Genomic DNA, 15849 nt, shown 5'->3' with positions numbered 1-15849 from the left:
GCGCCATGCCTAATTTCCTATCGCAAGGGTACATACTTGGCACGCATGATATAATGTGCCAGAATAGGCGCAGGCTTCGGGAAGCCAACGCCTGTAGACACTACCCACCAGGCGCTACCTGCGATCACCATCCAAGGGGCGCGTCAGGCGCTTTTTCCATAGACCCAACAAAGGCATAGCTTGCATGCACGAAAAAACCACGCTGCGCAATGGCGTGCGCATTATCACCGCTGAGATGCCTCATGTGCGCTCAGCGAGTACCGCTCTCTTTTTTGGTGTTGGCTCGCGTTTTGAATCCGCTAAAGAAGCGGGCATATCACATTTCATCGAACATATGCTCTTCAAGGGCGCTGACCACTATCCAACCGCCCAGGCGATCTCCGAAGCCATCGAAGGCATTGGCGGCGTCTTCAATGGAGGCACAGGTAAAGAACTCACTGGCTACACAGCCAAGGTCAGCAGCGATCATTTTGTAGACGCGCTGGATGTACTGGTCAACATGGTGCGCTATCCTCTCTTTGAGGCGCAGGAGTTGGAAAAAGAACGGCGCGTGATTATCGAAGAACTCAATATGTATAAAGATAGCCCGCAGGAGTGGGTCCAGGTTCTCATTGATGAAACCATCTGGCCTGACCTCCCCCTGGGCCGGGATGAAGCGGGCATCAAAGAAACGGTGGAGCGCATCACGCGCAACCAGATGCGCGAATACCTGGCGGCGCACTATCTGCCCAATAATCTGGTGGTGAGTGTCGCAGGGAACGTATCGCATCAACAGGTTGTAGACGAAGTGGAGCGGCGCTTAGGCGAATGGGGGCCACGCGAGCTGCCGCGCTGGGAGCCATGCCTGGCGCCTCAAGATGTGCCGCGCGTTCGTTTAGAATATAAGCGCACAGAACAGGCAAACATCTGTCTGGCGACGCCAGGCGTCTCGCACAATGACCCGGCACGCTATACGCTGGCGCTGCTGAACGGCGTCCTGGCCGATGGCATGAGTTCGCGGCTCTTTCAGGAGATCCGCGAGCGTCAGGGTCTCGCCTATGATGTAAGCAGCGATGTTGAGAGCTATTATGAAACTGGCGCGCTGGTCATCTATGCCGGAGTTGATCCCGACCGGACAGAGGCAACTCTACGGGCCATCCTGGCAGAACTGGCGCGGCTGCGCGAAGAGCCAGTGCCCGCAGCAGAATTGCGCCGAATAAAAGAATACACCAAAGGGCGTATGGTATTGCGACTGGAGGAGACCCACCAGGTAGCCTCTGGTCTAGGAGGCGAAGAGATTCTGCGCAATTGTGTCACTGAAATTGACGAGGCGATTGCGCTGGTTGATGCAGTCACCGCAGAGGAGATACAGCAGCTTGCGCAACGCCTATTCCAAGAGTCCAGTCTGCGGTTGGCTATGGTTGGCCCTCTCAAAGACACCAGGCATTTTGATCGACTGTTGCACCTATAAGAGACAGCACTGGCAAAGCTGCTTTTCTCAGACCTGCGGGCGGGAGGATTCGGTATGGCCGAAACGATGCTGCTCGATACGCTGCGTCTTGCAGAAGACGACATTGGCGCGGGCCGTCCGGCAGATGCGCTGACGCGCTGCCATCATATCCTGGCCCATTACCCAGAGATGCTGGAAGCGCGACGTGTACTGGGCGAGGCATATCTGGCGCTGAGAAAAACGAAAGAAGCCTTTCAAGCGTTTGACCGGGTGCTGGTTAGCGACCCGGAAAACACGCTGGCCTATTGTGGGCGCGCCCTCATCAGCCAGCAACTTGGCGACTATGAATCCTCATTGGATTGCTACTATCAGGCATGCGAATTGAGCCTGGGCAACCGCCAGCTTCGATTGGAGTTTCGACGGCTGGCGGCGCAAGCTAATCAGCCGGATTTCATCCTTTCGCGGGTCGGGCTGGCGCGTCTCTATATGCGCGGCGATTTATTGGCTCATGCCATCCGCGAATGGGAGCAAGTGCTGCAAAGTGACCCGGAACGAGTTGATGCGCGCCTTGGCATGGCTGAAGCTCTCTGGCGCGACGGGCAATTCTCACAAGCTGCCGAGCACTGTAAACTTATCCTTGCAGCCATTCCCTCCTGCCTCAAAGCCTTGCTCTTGCTGGGCGAAATCGCCTATCGAACCGGAAAGAACGACGAAGCCGATCAGTATCTAGAACAGGCCCGACGCCTGGACCCGAACGGACACATGGCTCACGAACTTTTTGCTGACGCGCTCATCAACGATAAAGAGGTAGCAGACTTTATCCTGGCTCAGCCTGCACGCATCCCAGCGATGGAAGATCGCCTCAGCGAAGCGTCGCAGCCTGCGCTCTCCGCTCTGGAAGCTCTTCAGAAGGCGGTACGATCATCGGCCAGATCGCCCGACGCAGCAGCAAGCAGCGGAGCCTTCTCCAGCGAAGCATTTTCTTTCTCCTTCCTTGATACTACCACAGCCAGCAACGGCCCGCCGCTCCGCGAAGGAGAAAGTCTGGAGGAAATGCTGGCCGCGCTGATTGAGCGTCCGTCCAGCCCAGAAGCCCTCTCCACGCCGATGCTGACAGATGCGCAGACGCCAACAGATCAGGCCATTGATCGCCTCCAGGCGCTCTTGAACAGTTTCTCCCAATCTGAAGAGCAAACGACAGCCAGATCGGGCATCCCCGATCTGGCAAGCGGCGCCAGCCAGCAAGCGCCAGTTTCAGGGCCGCTCCCCACCAGCAGCGCCGAAGCGGCAACCGAAGATTTCGCTGAGGCTCTTTTCTGGCTTGATACCGCCAATCGCCAGACTGACGAAACCAGGGTATCCTCCCCCTCTGATACAGCCGATCTGGACACAGCCGTACCCAATGGCGCAGCGCAACCCACAGATGAGGATTTGGGCCTCGCTCCGGTGCAACCAGGAAGGAGCAAAGAGTGGGCCGATGAAGAAGACACCGAGGCTGGCTGGCTTCGCTGGCTCCAGGCACAGGGCGCTCGCCCGCTAGATGCCACAGACGACAGCGAAGAAGCTGGAGCGTTCGCAACCCTGTTCCCTCCAAACGATCAAGCAGAAACCCAACGCACCCTCCTGTGGGACGCGCCAGACGCAGAGTTCGCGCGCTCGCTCTGGCCGAGTGACACTGTTCCCCAGCGGGCTGTGCGCCTGACACCAGGCTCTTCTGGCAATGGAGAACCATCAGCGACGCAAGGTGAGGACGCTGAGGCGCTTGGAGGCATCTCCTCTGTCTCGCTGCGCCCACTCACATTGGAGGAATTGGAGCGCACCTTCAGCGCATCAGGGCTGACACATCTGGAAGGACCACTGGCGGCGCTAACAGATGCCAGCAGCGGCGAAACCTGGGGGCAAGAGATACCAGAGGGCAAGGTCTTCTCTATTGCCGAGAATGACTTTCCTGCGCGGCTGGAACTGGCCGAGCGCCAGCGCAAGACAGGCCGCCTGGACGAAGCGCTCGGCCATTATCGTGCTATCATGCGCGGCGCGCCCGAACTCATTGACAGCGTGATCGCCGGACTGCGCGCTGCGACCAGCGAAAACCCTGAGCAGGCGGCTGTCTATCGGCTGCTGGGCGACGCCTATACACGGCGAGGTAATTATATGGAAGCGCTCGAAGCATATAATCGTGGGCTGGCCGCCAGCAGAGGTCACTAGCCCAGCGGCAGACGTTCCAATCAAGGGGCTATCATGGAAACAATATTGCAGCGTATCGCAGAGGTCGAGGGCGTAATCCAGGCTATTCTCGTGGGCAAAGATGGGCTGGTCGTCGCCGGATCAGCGGATGGCAGCGAAGATGAGGAGGTACTTGGAGCAATGGCTGCAGCCTGCTTCAGCGCGATTACGCATTATAGCCAGGAGATTGGAACAGGCGAGATGCGCCAGGCCCTGATCCAATCAGCGCATGGCGCTCTGCACCTGACCGAGATAGAAGACCTGATCCTGGTGGTCAGTACGACGCCCCAGGTGAATCTGGGCCGCATTCGACTCGAAATGACACGCGCAGGTCAGCGTCTGGCCGAGCGTGTTGGCGCATACTAAAAGGAGCAACATGGAACGGACGTTAATTATTGTCAAGCCCGATGGCGTGCAGCGCGGTCTGATTGGTGAGGTGCTAGGCCGGTTCGAGCGTCGTGGGCTGAAATTGGTGGGCCTAAAACTAATGCGCATCTCGCGTGATCTCGCCGAGCGACACTACAGCGTGCATCAGGGCAAACCATTTTATGCCGGACTGGTTAATTACATTACTTCTGGCCCGGTGGTGGTGGGCGTACTGGAAGGGCCACGCGCCGTTGCCGTCACCCGCGCTACCGTTGGCGCTACCAACCCCGCTGAAGCGGCTCCTGGCACCATTCGGGGCGATCTGAGCATCGAGATCGGCTTCAACCTCATCCACGCCTCCGACGCTCCCGATACGGGAGTACGTGAAGTGGCGCTCTTCTTCCAGGAGAACGAACTCACCTCCTACACACGAGACATGGACCACTGGATTCATGAATAGCCGCTCTTCATCATCTCCCTCTACCATATTCGCTTGAAGAGGCTCATTTTTGCATGTAGTGCCGCCGTCCCTGGCGGCGAATCGTTGAGTGACCTGGAAGGCGGCTCTGCCAGCGGTATTCGCATCGAAGAAATCGTAATGCAGGAGTAAAGAACGACTTGAGGATGCGCAAAGCCAAAGGCCTGGCGCTTTTCAGGGGATGATAGTTCAGGGAAGAAGGATGACCGGAATGCCTTGAGGATTTGCTTGCTTCCCTGCAAGGGTACTGCTTACAAAGAACGCGCGCGCGCCTTCGTTTTCTGGGGGGGCCTGGGCTGATCTTCCGCAGACTTTCCCGCCAGACGCCAGCAAACAAAGCGACTATGCAGGCATTTATCCTGCTCTTCGCTGGTAACGGGCGGCGTATTTTGCATGCAGAAGACTTGATAGATCGGCTCGCCAGCGGCCAGATTATGTTCAGGGAACCAGCGCTCTCGATAGAACGGGCAGGCGTTTTTATGATGGCGCCAGTTTGGGCTTTTACCCGGATCTTCCTTCAAGGCGGCAGCCACGCTTCACTCCTTTGCTCCTTGGATCAACAGTGTAACGCCTCAGCGGCTTGCATGCCACAGTTACTCTATGAGTGTCAGCAGAAAATCTCTCGTTGTGTTATGCTACAGAGAGTAGGATGAAACCGCCCCACATCAGCGCGCAATAGTTGTGAGTATTATACCATACAACCCTGGGATGCTCCTTGCTTCAATGTGGCGTTCCCAGTACAGCCTTTCTATTCCAACGATTGGTTAGCTTGATGAAAGAACATTGGGATGCTCTTTCTCGTGAGGAAGAGCCTTTATTCAACGCCGCAAACTATCAGCCCGGCGGGCCACAACCAGTTCCCGCGCCAGACGCGGACCTGCCAACCTGGACGTTCCGAGATACGATGGTTGGCGCCCTGCTCACCCTCGTTCCCCTGCTTGCGCTGAACTCGCTGGCCCTGCTCCAATCATCAGCACAACCTGCCACAAATCAGCCACTCTCCCCCAGCGTGGACATCATTGACGCGCTTTTGACCTTTATCTTGCAGGCGCTGCTGGAAGGAGCTTTTTTGATCGCGCCCCTCTGGTTTGCCGTCTTCAAGCCGCGTCGCCTGGCACGCCAGCACGGCTTGGCAGTACCAGAACTCCGTGAAGGGCTGAGCGCCTTGGGGTTTCGCTCCTTCCGTCTCTGGCAGGGTATAGGCGCTCTTGCGCTCGGCGTGCTGGTCATTGTAGTGGCCGGTAATCTCTACGCGCTGATTGCTCAGGCGCTGCATATCACCGTCCAGACCAACGTTGACGAACTGCTGGCGCGGGCGAATAACGCGCCCTGGACAACCCTGGCAATTATCATTGGCGCCGTCATTGTCGCCCCATTCTGCGAGGAAATCTTCTTTCGTGGCTATTTCTTCCAGGGGCTACGCCTGCGCCTTTCGGTCTGGCTTGCTGTGGTCCTCAGCGCAGTCATTTTTGGCCTGACGCATGGCGATCCCGGTTCGCTCGTACTGCTCGTCGTGATCGGTCTGCTGCTGGCGATCTTCCGCTGGCGCACGCGCTCGCTCTGGCCGGGCATGGCTCTGCACATGGTCAACAATTTTCTGGGCGCGCTGATTATCTTTCAGGCGCTGCACTTCTGAGTTTTCGCTGGCGCCCCCAATACGCGCTCAGCGATAATCCACCAGCGCACTGGCAACATCTTCAGCCGTCAGCGCATCCAGTGGAATAGGCAACCCGGCCACGCGCAAACGATTCGCCAGCGCAATTACATCAGGAATCGCCAGGCGCAGCCTTTGTAAGCGATCCAGATCAGCAAAGACCTCCGCTGGGACGCCCTCCAGCGCCACGCGCCCGCCTTCCAAGACCACGATTCGATCTGCCAGCGCGGCCTCCTCAAGCAGATGCGTCACCTGCACAATCGTCAGCCCCTGCTCGCGGTTCAGACGGCGCAGCAAGCTCTGAATATCGTTACGAGCAACCGGGTCCAACAGGGCCGTGACCTCATCAGCCAGGATACAGGCTGGACGCAGCGCCAGCACTCCGGCAATTGCCAGCCGCTGCTTTTGCCCACCCGAAAGCCGATGGGGCGAAAGGTGGCGCTGTTCCTCCAGACCAACCATCACCAGCGCCTCGTTCACACGCTCCTCGATCTCGGCGCGCGACCAGCCTCGCGCCGCCAGCGCCCAGGCAACATCATCTTCGACGACAGTCGCCACGATCTGGTTATCGGGATTATAGAAGATCATGCCCACCATCTCGCGCACCCGGCGTTTGTTGGCCGGATCGCGTGTATCCAATCCATCAACCAGCACACGCCCCGTCTGCGGCAGCACCAGCGCGTTAAAATGGCGCGCCAGCGTAGATTTCCCGCTGCCATTATGCCCCAGCAGGGCCAGAAATTCGCCCTTGCGCACCCGTAAGCTTACATGGTCGAGCGCGAGCGGTGTGCCTGGCGCAGCCGTTGGATACTGATAGGTTACATCTTCCGCAACCAGGATGGCGTCGTCAGATGATGCTGACATACACACTACTCCCTCTGTTCCCAAATCCGATGGCTACATCAGCCACCCTCATATAAAAACCTCTGGCGATTCTGCTGAGCAAACAGGAATCACGCCGGTTCCAATTGTCTGTGCCGTCTGAACCGCAGCCGACCCAAGAGTCGGCTCGCTAACCTGAAAAGCCCGCGCACGAAGCGATCTACACGCGGCGACGGAAATGGCCGCACCTCAAAACCAAAGAGCCGCATCAACCCGTTGGCAATCAAATAATACACCACTACCGACCCAATTGACGCACACAATATTAGCCCATAGACGACCAGAGGCCAATAGGCAATCACCCAACCCTCAAGAGCAAAGAGTGCTGGCGAGAACTCTTGCCACAACCCGCCAAGGCCCAGATGGCTTGTAATAAACTCCGCCGCGCCGTTTGCCGCGTGGATGGTATTGACCCCCTCGGCCACCAGGCTAGAGAGCGGAACCGCCGCCAACCAGATCGTCGCCCAGAAAAACGCATAGAAAGCCACCGATGTAATCAGGCTGCCAGCGATCACAACGAACACTGGTCGCAGCCGTTTCTCCATCGCAAAACCCAGCGCCAGCCCCACCAGCCCACTCACCCCCATGCGCCAGCCATAATGCGGCCCGGTAATCACCCCAATCAGAAACGCGCCCACCACTACCGCCAGCAGCGTCGGTTTCAGACCCCGGCGCAGCATCAAGAGTACGAAAGGCATAGGAACCAGCAGCGAAAAGGCGATACCTGCTACCGGCAAGAAGATACGCACCAATTCCAGAATCACAGCCACATCGGCCAGCAACCCACCTTCTGCCAGCGACAGCGCGTCTACCCAGGGCGCTGGTTCGGGCGCCACCACCCTGGTTGTTTCGTCCTTTGGCTGCGTAGATTCGCGCTGCTCAACTCCAAACACGCGCTATCCCCTCCGCAAGACAGCAGCCAGCCCCGAAGCCACTGCCAGTCCTAGACAAACCCACCCTGGACCCGGTTGATTGAAGACCCCCAATACGACCCCGCCAGTCAATGAAAAAGCGAACATCACCATGTAGGACAGACGGTTCACACTGCGCTCCACGCGCCGCAGCGAACCCTGCAACGGTTCCATATCTACTGCCAGGCGCAGTTCGCCACGTTCTATCCGCGACATCACCTGTTCCGTCTGCCTGGGCAGGCTGACAAGTGAGCGCACCAGCGGAATAATATCCTCACGCGAGACGCCCAGCAATCCCGCGATTCCGCTGGCGGTACTGGCGCCGTTGTTGCTCGTCATAAAGGCACGCGCATAGGGCAGCGCAACCTCAGTGAAATTAAAGTCTGGTGCCAGACCCGTCGCTAATCCAGAGAGGATACCCATCATACGTCCGAAAAAGATAAACTGATAGGGCAGGCGGAACGGCTGATTATAGAGCAGTTCATCCGCTTCGCTAAAGACCTCGCCGGGGTCAACCTCTCGCGCCTCCGCCATCGTGCGCCCATAGAACTGGCCGAGCATCAAATCGGCAGCTTTCTCCAGCGCCCCCATATCCGCGCCAGGCCCGATAAACCCTAACTCATCCAGCCCCTCAATTAATCCGCGCGCGTCTTTCCCAGCCACCGACAGAAAACATTTGCGCAGCCCACGCTTGAGCGAACGGCTCACCGACCCCATCATCCCAAAATCCACAAACGCAATAATCGGCCCGCTTGGCCCTGGCTGCACAAACAGATTCCCAGGATGCGGGTCCGCGTGGAAGAATCCTTCCTCCAGAATCTGCTTAAAATAGCTGCTGATTGTCCTATCGGCAATCTGCTTGCGGTTCAGCCCTGCCGCTTCAATGGCAGGGTAGTTGCTGATCTTAATGCCATCAATCCATTCCAGCGTCAGCACCTGCCGCTTCGTATAATCCCAATAGATTTTGGGTACCTTCACCATTGGATTATCGGCAAAAAGCCGGGCAAAACGCTCCGCATTTCGCCCTTCGGCCACATAATCCAGTTCTTCGTAGACCGTTCGGCTGAACTCCCGATAGAGCGCCCACAGGTCAATAAACTTGATCGTATCACGCTTAATCCGCGTAATCACCCAGATCACAAACTTCAGCGCGCCCAGGTCTGCCTTGACCAGCCGGTAGATCTGTGGGCGCTGTACCTTCACCGCCACATCCTCCCCCCCGGGCAGTTTGGCGCGATGAACCTGACCCAATGAAGCCGCTGCTGTGGGTTTCTGCTCCACATACGCATAGAGTTCATTCAAGGGACGCCCAAATGTGCGCTCAATTGCATCCGCCACGTAGCGAAAGGGTACTGCTGTCACCTCGTCTTGCAGCAGTATGAGTTCATTCAGCGCCACCTGGGGCAGCAGATCGGCGCGCGCGCTCAAGAACTGCCCCAGCTTGATAAGCAGCCCGCCCAGGGCCAGCGCGGTTTCACGAAAAGAAACGGCGACCCGGCGCAGCGCTTCGGTGTTGGGCCGCGTCTCGCGGTCCCCGCGCTGGCGGGCTTTCAGCACGCGCCGCCGCTCACGATACATAATCCAGATCATCGTAAACAGCAGCCGGGAGACACGGTAAAAACGCCAGGCACGGTTGGCCCGGTTAAACACAGGTACTCTCACCTGGGGTTTCCCTTCTTAAAGTGAGGGCGCAGGCGCGCGCCCAACGGGCGCCAGAATGCAGACACTGGGTACCCGTCAGCGCCTTCAGCGGCGGGCGCGGGCGGCAGGCTACATCTCACGATTGTGCCGGTTCAGCAGGAACACGCTAAAATCAGCGACACTGGCAACTGCGCCCTCATCCAGCATATTCACAATCCGTTTCACCACCACCCGCCGCGCCTGCCCCGGTTGATCGGGCAGAGCAAAGCCAATCGCGCTGGTCATCGCAGGCTGGCGCTCGGCGCGAATCTCTTCGGCCACCAGTTCCAATAGATCGGCCACGCTCAGGTCCAGCGCCTCGGCCAGCTTTTCCAGCACCACAGCAGAAGGATACTTCTGCCCGCGCTCGACCTCGCCCACATACACCACCGAAAGATTGGCCTTATCCGCAATCTCTTTCAGCGTCAGACGCCGATCTTGCCGCTCGCGCCGGATAACCCGACCCATCATTTCTTGCAAGTTTGCCATGCAATCCCCCTGGCGAGATGCTCACAGCATATTCCGAAACAGCATTACGCTCAGAGCATTCGTTTTCCCTTGTACTATAAGCTAAAAGCGCTTATCTTGCAAATAGAGGACATCAATCGCGGATGGTTCACTCACTTTACGCAGAAAAAGCCATTCCGGTTGCTGAACATAGCTGAGCAGAGTGTGAGACGATACAGCATTGAAGAGCCACGCGCGCTGTATCGCCTGAAGAAAGGGAGAAGTACCTATGGCTCATTTGCCTTTGCCCATTGTCTATGAAGATCATCCTGCCGAGCAAGCTCGCTGGGAGTATCGCTGTCTTATCATTGACCCACAGCGCGAGACCATCCCACGCGAGGAGGAATTGAAAGAGCTAGGCGCGGAAGGCTGGGCGCTCAGCGCCATCCTCGACCAGAGCCGCTCGTCCTCACAGCCGTTCATCTACTTCTATTTTATCCGGCCAGTGCTAGACGCCTGACCAGGGCAGAAAGGAAGCGCATATGAGCGCCCCATTCCTGACTAACGTTTCCAACGTCTACGTACCAACCGTCATCGAGCAAAGTTCACGCGGCGAGCGCGCCTATGATATTTTCTCGCGGTTGCTGCGCGAGCGCATCATTATGGTCAACGGTCCGGTGGAAGAGGGGATGGCAAGCATCATCGTCGCCCAGCTTCTTTTCCTCGCCAGCGAAGACACCAACCGCGACATTCGCATGTATATCAACTCGCCGGGCGGCGTCGTTACGGCTGGCCTGGCAATCTACGACACTATGCGCCATATCCCGGCGCCCATCGCTACCACCTGTGTGGGTATGGCCGCCAGCTTTGGCACCATCCTGTTGATGGCGGGCGACAAAGGCAAGCGCTATTCCTTGCCACACGCGCGCATTCACCTGCACCAGCCACTCCTGCAAGGCGGAGGCATCACCGGCCAGGTCACGGATATTGATATTCACGCCCGCGAGATGCTGCATACCCGCGACGTGTTGAACGAAATCATTATGCGCCATACGGGCCAGTCCCTGGAGCGCATCCAGCGCGACACCGAACGCGACTTCTTCCTCAGCCCTGAGCAAGCTTGCGAGTATGGCATCATTGACGAAGTGTTACCTCTGGCAGAGAAAGGATTAGAGGAGGCATTGAGCCATTGAAACTCTTACTACTTGGCGGAACCGCCTTCCTGGGGCGGCATCTGGTCGAGGCCGCTCAGGCACGCGGCCATGAAGTTACCCTCTTCAATCGAGGGCAGCGCAATCCTGCCCTCTTCCCCGATCTGGAGAAGCTGCGCGGCAACCGCGACGGAGACCTGGCTGCTCTGCAAGACCGCCGCTGGGACGCAGTGATTGATACCTGCGGCTTTGTGCCACGCATCGTGCGCGCCTCGGCGGAACTGCTGGCCGATGCCGTCGATCACTATACCTTCATTTCCAGCATCTCGGTTTATTCTGATGTTAGCAAGCCGGGGGTAGATGAGAGCGGATTAGTCGGCACATTGCAGGATGAAACCGCCGAAGAGGTCACAAACGAAGCCTATGGACCGCTCAAAGCCCTGTGCGAACAGGCGGCAGAGCGAGCCATGCCTGGGCGGGTGCTGAACATTCGGCCAGGACTGATCGTCGGCCCGCATGACCCAACCGACCGCTTCACCTACTGGCCCCATCGCATCGCGCAGGGCGGCGATGTGCTGGCTCCAGGGAGTCCAGAGCGGCTGGTCCAATTCATTGACGCGCGCGACCTTGCCGAGTGGACCATTCGTCTGGTCGAAGCAAGGCAAACCGGCGTCTACAACGCCACCGGCCCCGACTATCCACTGACGATGGGGCAGGTGTTAGAGGAGTGCAAGCGCCAGAGCGGCAGCGACGCCCGTTTCGTATGGGCCAACGAGAAGCGTCTGCTTGAAGCTGGAGCATCTCCCTGGATGGAGGTGCCTTTGTGGATTCCCGAAAGCGATCCTGAGTCCGGCGGCTTTAGCGAGATCAACTGCGCCAAAGCCTTCTCGGCTGGTCTCACCTTCCGCCCGCTGGCCGAAACTGTGCGGGATACGCTCGCCTGGGACGCCACACGCCCTGCCGATGCAGAACGCCGCGCTGGCATCAAGCCGGAGCGCGAAGCGCACTACCTGCAAGCATGCCGGGACTAGAGCCTGATACGACCTTCCAAGGCAAGAACCGAGGAAACAATGACCACGAGTACCTATGATGACATTGCCCAGTGGTACGACTGGTGGGTCGGCGCCCACTCCATGCGTGATGACCCCTACTTTCCCGCCGTCGAAGCGCTCATGGGAGAGGTCTCCGGGCAACGTATCTGCGACTTGGCTTGCGGCCAGGGCAGAGTGGCGCGGCATCTGGCTGACCTGGGCGCGCGTGTGGTTGGCATCGACCTCTCGGCAAAGCTGCTGGCGATTGCTCACCGCCAGGAGGAAAGCGAGCCGCGCGGAATCGAGTACATTCACGCCGACGCTCGCAGCCTCGACGGCGAGACGCTCGGCTTGTTTGATGGTGTCGTATGTTTTATGGCCTTGATGGACATTCCAGACCTGGCCCCAACCCTGCACAGTGTTGCGCATCTACTCCAGCCCGGCGGCTGGTTTGTCTTTGCCATCCTGCACCCCTGCTTCCACACCGCGCAGTCCGGGGAGTTGGAAACGCCAGAGGGCGCGGTGCGCACCATTGGCCGCTACTTCGAGGAGAGCTATTGGCGCTCCGACACGCGAACAGGGCCGCCGGGCAAAGTCGGCGCGTACCACCGAACACTCTCAACCTATATCAACGCTCTCGCGGATGCCGGGTTGCATTTGCAACGGCTGAGCGAGCCGCGCAGGGCTGCCAACGTCAGCGATTCGCCAGCCCTTTCAGGGGGAAACAGATCGGTGTGGGGAGAGGTTCCTGCCATCCTGGTCGCAGCGTGCAAGAAGTCAGGCCAGGGGCATAACCCACTCTAAGCTAGCTGCTTCTAAGAACTGTTTGAAGCGAAAGGAATTCTTCCATGAAGGTTGCTGCTATCTACGACATTCACGGCAATCTCCCTGCATTGGAAGCCGTACTGGCAGAGATCGACCAGGCGGCGCCTGATCTGATCCTGGTAGGTGGCGATGTGGCTTCAGGCCCGATGCCCAGAGCCACCCTGGATCGGCTGATGGGCCTTGGGGAGCGCGCATGCTTCATTCGCGGCAACGCTGACCGCGAGCTTATCAATCAGTTTGACGGCGTTTTGCACGTTCAAGACACTTCTGAGACATTTCAAGCGATGACGGGCTGGGCAGCCCAACAGTTGGACCAGAGGCATCGGGATTTCCTGGCGAGTTTTGCCGAGCGAGCGATCCTGACCATTGATGGCCTGGGAGATGTGCTTTTCTGTCATGGTTCCCCGCGCAGCGATGAAGAGGTTCTCACGGTGGCTACGTCCGACCAGCGATTGCAAGCAGCGTTGACAGAAGTCGAGCAGGCAGTGGTGGTTTGTGGACACACCCACATGCAATTTGATCGCCAGTTCGGTAAAGTCAGGATTGTGAACGCTGGAAGCGTGGGGATGCCCTACGGCGATCCAGGCGCCTACTGGCTGTGGCTTGGTCCACAGGTGATGCTGCGGCAGACACGCTACGACTTCGAGTTTGCCGCTCGCTTGATTCGCGCCACTGAGTATCCCCAGGCGCAGGAGTTTGCCGATCACAATGTCCTCCAGCCGCCGACAGCGGCTGAGGCGATAGAGGTGTTTGAGCGGATGGCGGCCTCATAGAAATTAGCTCACAGCCGATGAGCGGGCAGACTCTTCAAGCGGCAGGCGCATAGCCTGTCAGTTCGACGTAGCCCTGCCCGCCAATGGGTCGTCCTGCCTCCTGCCCTTGAATAGCAACAGCGCCCTCCCAATAGGCCACACCTGTCGAGGCCGTCGTCACTAACTCTTGATCGCGCAGTTCTGGCGTCAGCGTCAGCGAGAGCTTGAGCGATTTGATTGCCACCCGCCAGCCAGAGGGATAGGTTGCGTGCGTCACCGGGCTGGTCCATGAACTTAGCGCCCGGCTGGTGAAATCGCCCCGGCTCAGCACGATCTCTTTGCCATCCGGGCCGACACGGGTCGCATAGGTGGCCTCGACCTTCCCCGATAGATCACGGAGAAAGTACAACATCAGTTCGGTATCATCCGCAAGCTGGATGCTGTACCAATCCCACCCGCCGCCAGCCAGCGACAAGAAATTGCCCCACTGATGGTCCATCCAGGCCAGACCCGTCACCTGCATAGTTGCTCCATGATCAACCACCGCGCCGCTCAGCAGCATGCGCGTCCGCGAGTAGTAGTACGAAAAGCCGTCCGGGCCAAGGGTAATCAGGCCATTGTCGCCATGCAGCACTGGCGGCTTGTTGGCCTGAAGATCAAGCTTCATCTGATAATCCGGCATACCAGCCTGAAGGTGGTCAAGTCCATCCAGCCCCTGCATGGTCCAGTCGCCCAGTGCCAGGTGGAAGCCATCGTTTGACGTTCCATTGGGGATAATCGCGCGCGGCTCCTGTATCAGACGCTGGTCATAGTGGAACGCGCCAGTGAACATATCCGAGATAGCGAAATGCGCCGCATAGACCGGCGCAAAATCGCCGCGCAGATTCTGAAAGATGACAAACTCAAAACCATATCGGTGGGTCGTGCCAGTGCTATCTTGTCCGGTAAAATGGCCGGTATAATACCACCATTCGGTCAGGTCACGGTGAGGCGCTTCATCTTGCGGAAAGCGCACCGGCGGAAAAGGCGTTGGCTGAGGCAGCAGTGGCACAGGGGGCAGACTCCCACCTGTGGCAATTGTTCCAGGCACACCGCAGCCTACCAGTGCCATCACCAGCAAGCTCAACGCCAGCAATAAGACACGCTTCTTGTTGGATGTACGAAATGTCATCGGGTTTCCCTCATCATTAGCGTGTCGTGCCGCGTTTTGCCTGTGCGGAGACCGTATCAAAAGACTCCTGAGCCGCTGGCAGCATACCGTCTGCGGGGTCATGGACGCGCGCGGGCAGCAGGCGCGCCAGCCAGTCCGGCAGCCACCAGTTCCACGATCCCAGAAGCCGCATCGTTGCGGGTACCAGCAGCCCGCGCACCAGCGTCGCATCCAACAATACCGCCAGCGCCATCCCTAACCCCAGCGCCTTGACCAGAATCATATCGGCGGAGACAAACGACAGGCTCACCACCACGACGATCAGCGCGGCGCTGGTCACGATGCGCCCGCTGCGTTCCAAACCAACCGCCACGCTGTAGCGGTTATCATGCGTCGCCTCCCAGCTTTCGCGCACCCGCGAGAGCAGAAAGACCTCGTAGTCCATCGAGAGGCCAAAGAGGGCGCAGAACATCAGAATCGGCGTAGACGCCTCCACGAAGCCGAGCGGCGTGAAGCGTAGGATGTTGCTCAGGTGGCCCTCCTGGAAGATGAAGACCAGCGCGCCGTAGCTCGCCAGGATAGACAGCAGGTTCATCAGAATTGCCTTCAGCGGTAGCACCAGCGAGCGGAACAGCAGCATCAGCACGACATAGGTGATGAGCGCGACCACCAGCAGCGCCAGTGGAAAGGCGCCGTAGAGCGTATTCACGTAGTCAATGATGCCCGCCGTGCCGCCGTCCACCAGCACATGCAGCCTACCCGGTGGCGGCGTGTTGCGGATCGCCTGCACCAGCGCCTCCGAGCGCGGGTCCAGCATGCCATACTTGCTCGTCACCTGGACCATCGTGATGCTAGTGCTACAGGCGGAAC

The 15849-nt window shown here is 58.6% G+C and carries 17 protein-coding genes; 10 read left to right on the top strand and 7 right to left on the bottom strand.

The features are described 5' to 3' along the window. Positions 1–184 precede the first annotated feature (184 nt). From VH599_18665 to ndk, 4 genes are read left to right on the top strand one after another with little or no spacing between them, the layout of a single operon-like run. The gene (locus VH599_18665; protein ID HEY7350344.1) at positions 185–1450 is read left to right on the top strand and encodes a pitrilysin family protein; all 1266 of its coding nucleotides are present in this window, start codon (positions 185–187) and stop codon (positions 1448–1450) included. Positions 1451–1504: 54 nt separating this feature from the next. Then, positions 1505–3634, top strand: coding sequence for a tetratricopeptide repeat protein (locus VH599_18660; GenBank protein ID HEY7350343.1), 2130 nt, complete (start codon positions 1505–1507; stop codon positions 3632–3634). Positions 3635–3667: 33 nt separating this feature from the next. Further along, positions 3668–4018 (top strand): roadblock/LC7 domain-containing protein, encoded by a 351-nt coding sequence (locus tag VH599_18655; GenBank protein HEY7350342.1) that lies wholly within the window; start codon positions 3668–3670, stop codon positions 4016–4018. A gap of 10 nt (positions 4019–4028) precedes the next feature. Then, on the top strand, positions 4029–4478 hold the full coding sequence (ndk, locus tag VH599_18650) for a nucleoside-diphosphate kinase (GenBank protein HEY7350341.1): 450 nt from the start codon (positions 4029–4031) through the stop codon (positions 4476–4478). Between the two features lie 269 nt (positions 4479–4747). Here ndk and VH599_18645 read toward each other — a convergent pair whose 3' ends face one another. Further along, entirely contained in the window at positions 4748–5029 is a 282-nt protein-coding gene (locus tag VH599_18645) for a hypothetical protein (GenBank protein ID HEY7350340.1), read from the bottom strand. A gap of 239 nt (positions 5030–5268) precedes the next feature. On the opposite strand from VH599_18645, the gene VH599_18640 reads away from it, so the two are divergent. Beyond that, a complete protein-coding gene (locus tag VH599_18640; GenBank protein ID HEY7350339.1) occupies positions 5269–6132 on the top strand; it encodes a type II CAAX endopeptidase family protein in 864 nt (287 codons plus the stop codon). Positions 6133–6159: 27 nt separating this feature from the next. On the opposite strand, the gene VH599_18635 is transcribed toward VH599_18640, so the two are convergent. The 4 genes from VH599_18635 to VH599_18620 all read right to left on the bottom strand — a co-directional run bounded on the left by VH599_18635 (position 6160) and on the right by VH599_18620 (position 10112). Beyond that, positions 6160–7014 carry an energy-coupling factor transporter ATPase gene (locus tag VH599_18635; protein HEY7350338.1) on the bottom strand — a complete coding sequence of 285 codons (855 nt, stop codon included), beginning with the start codon at positions 7012–7014 and terminating at the stop codon, positions 6160–6162. An 89-nt stretch (positions 7015–7103) separates the two neighbouring features. After that, positions 7104–7925, bottom strand: coding sequence for a DUF2232 domain-containing protein (locus VH599_18630; protein HEY7350337.1), 822 nt, complete (start codon positions 7923–7925; stop codon positions 7104–7106). Between the two features lie 3 nt (positions 7926–7928). Continuing rightward, positions 7929–9605, bottom strand: coding sequence for an AarF/ABC1/UbiB kinase family protein (locus VH599_18625; GenBank protein HEY7350336.1), 1677 nt, complete (start codon positions 9603–9605; stop codon positions 7929–7931). Positions 9606–9713: 108 nt separating this feature from the next. Further along, the gene (locus VH599_18620) at positions 9714–10112 is read right to left on the bottom strand and encodes a helix-turn-helix transcriptional regulator (protein ID HEY7350335.1); all 399 of its coding nucleotides are present in this window, start codon (positions 10110–10112) and stop codon (positions 9714–9716) included. A 247-nt stretch (positions 10113–10359) separates the two neighbouring features. Here VH599_18620 and VH599_18615 point away from each other — a divergent pair, with 247 nt between their 5' ends. The 5 genes from VH599_18615 to VH599_18595 are packed head-to-tail and all read left to right on the top strand — an operon-like array spanning position 10360 to position 13850. After that, positions 10360–10590 carry a hypothetical protein gene (locus tag VH599_18615; protein HEY7350334.1) on the top strand — a complete coding sequence of 77 codons (231 nt, stop codon included), beginning with the start codon at positions 10360–10362 and terminating at the stop codon, positions 10588–10590. A 22-nt stretch (positions 10591–10612) separates the two neighbouring features. Then, positions 10613–11263, top strand: a complete 651-nt coding sequence (locus VH599_18610) for an ATP-dependent Clp protease proteolytic subunit (GenBank protein ID HEY7350333.1) — start codon at positions 10613–10615, stop codon at positions 11261–11263. Further along, the gene (locus VH599_18605; GenBank protein ID HEY7350332.1) at positions 11260–12252 is read left to right on the top strand and encodes an NAD-dependent epimerase/dehydratase family protein; all 993 of its coding nucleotides are present in this window, start codon (positions 11260–11262) and stop codon (positions 12250–12252) included. The genes VH599_18610 and VH599_18605 overlap by 4 nt, the downstream gene beginning before the upstream one ends. A gap of 39 nt (positions 12253–12291) precedes the next feature. After that, entirely contained in the window at positions 12292–13056 is a 765-nt protein-coding gene (locus VH599_18600) for a class I SAM-dependent methyltransferase (protein ID HEY7350331.1), read from the top strand. A gap of 44 nt (positions 13057–13100) precedes the next feature. Next, on the top strand, positions 13101–13850 hold the full coding sequence (locus VH599_18595; GenBank protein HEY7350330.1) for a metallophosphoesterase family protein: 750 nt from the start codon (positions 13101–13103) through the stop codon (positions 13848–13850). A 34-nt stretch (positions 13851–13884) separates the two neighbouring features. On the opposite strand, the gene VH599_18590 is transcribed toward VH599_18595, so the two are convergent. Together VH599_18590 and VH599_18585 are read right to left on the bottom strand one after the other, a co-directional pair. Further along, entirely contained in the window at positions 13885–15000 is a 1116-nt protein-coding gene (locus tag VH599_18590) for a lipocalin family protein (protein HEY7350329.1), read from the bottom strand. A 16-nt stretch (positions 15001–15016) separates the two neighbouring features. After that, on the bottom strand, positions 15017–15849 hold an 833-nt coding region (locus VH599_18585; GenBank protein ID HEY7350328.1), incomplete at its 5' end, for an MMPL family transporter.

The organism is Ktedonobacterales bacterium (assembly GCA_036557285.1).
In the GTDB taxonomy this organism is placed as follows: domain Bacteria; phylum Chloroflexota; class Ktedonobacteria; order Ktedonobacterales; family DATBGS01; genus DATBHW01.
The sequence above is the reverse complement of the archived record's forward strand: the minus strand, read 5'-3'. Positions and strand labels throughout refer to the sequence as shown.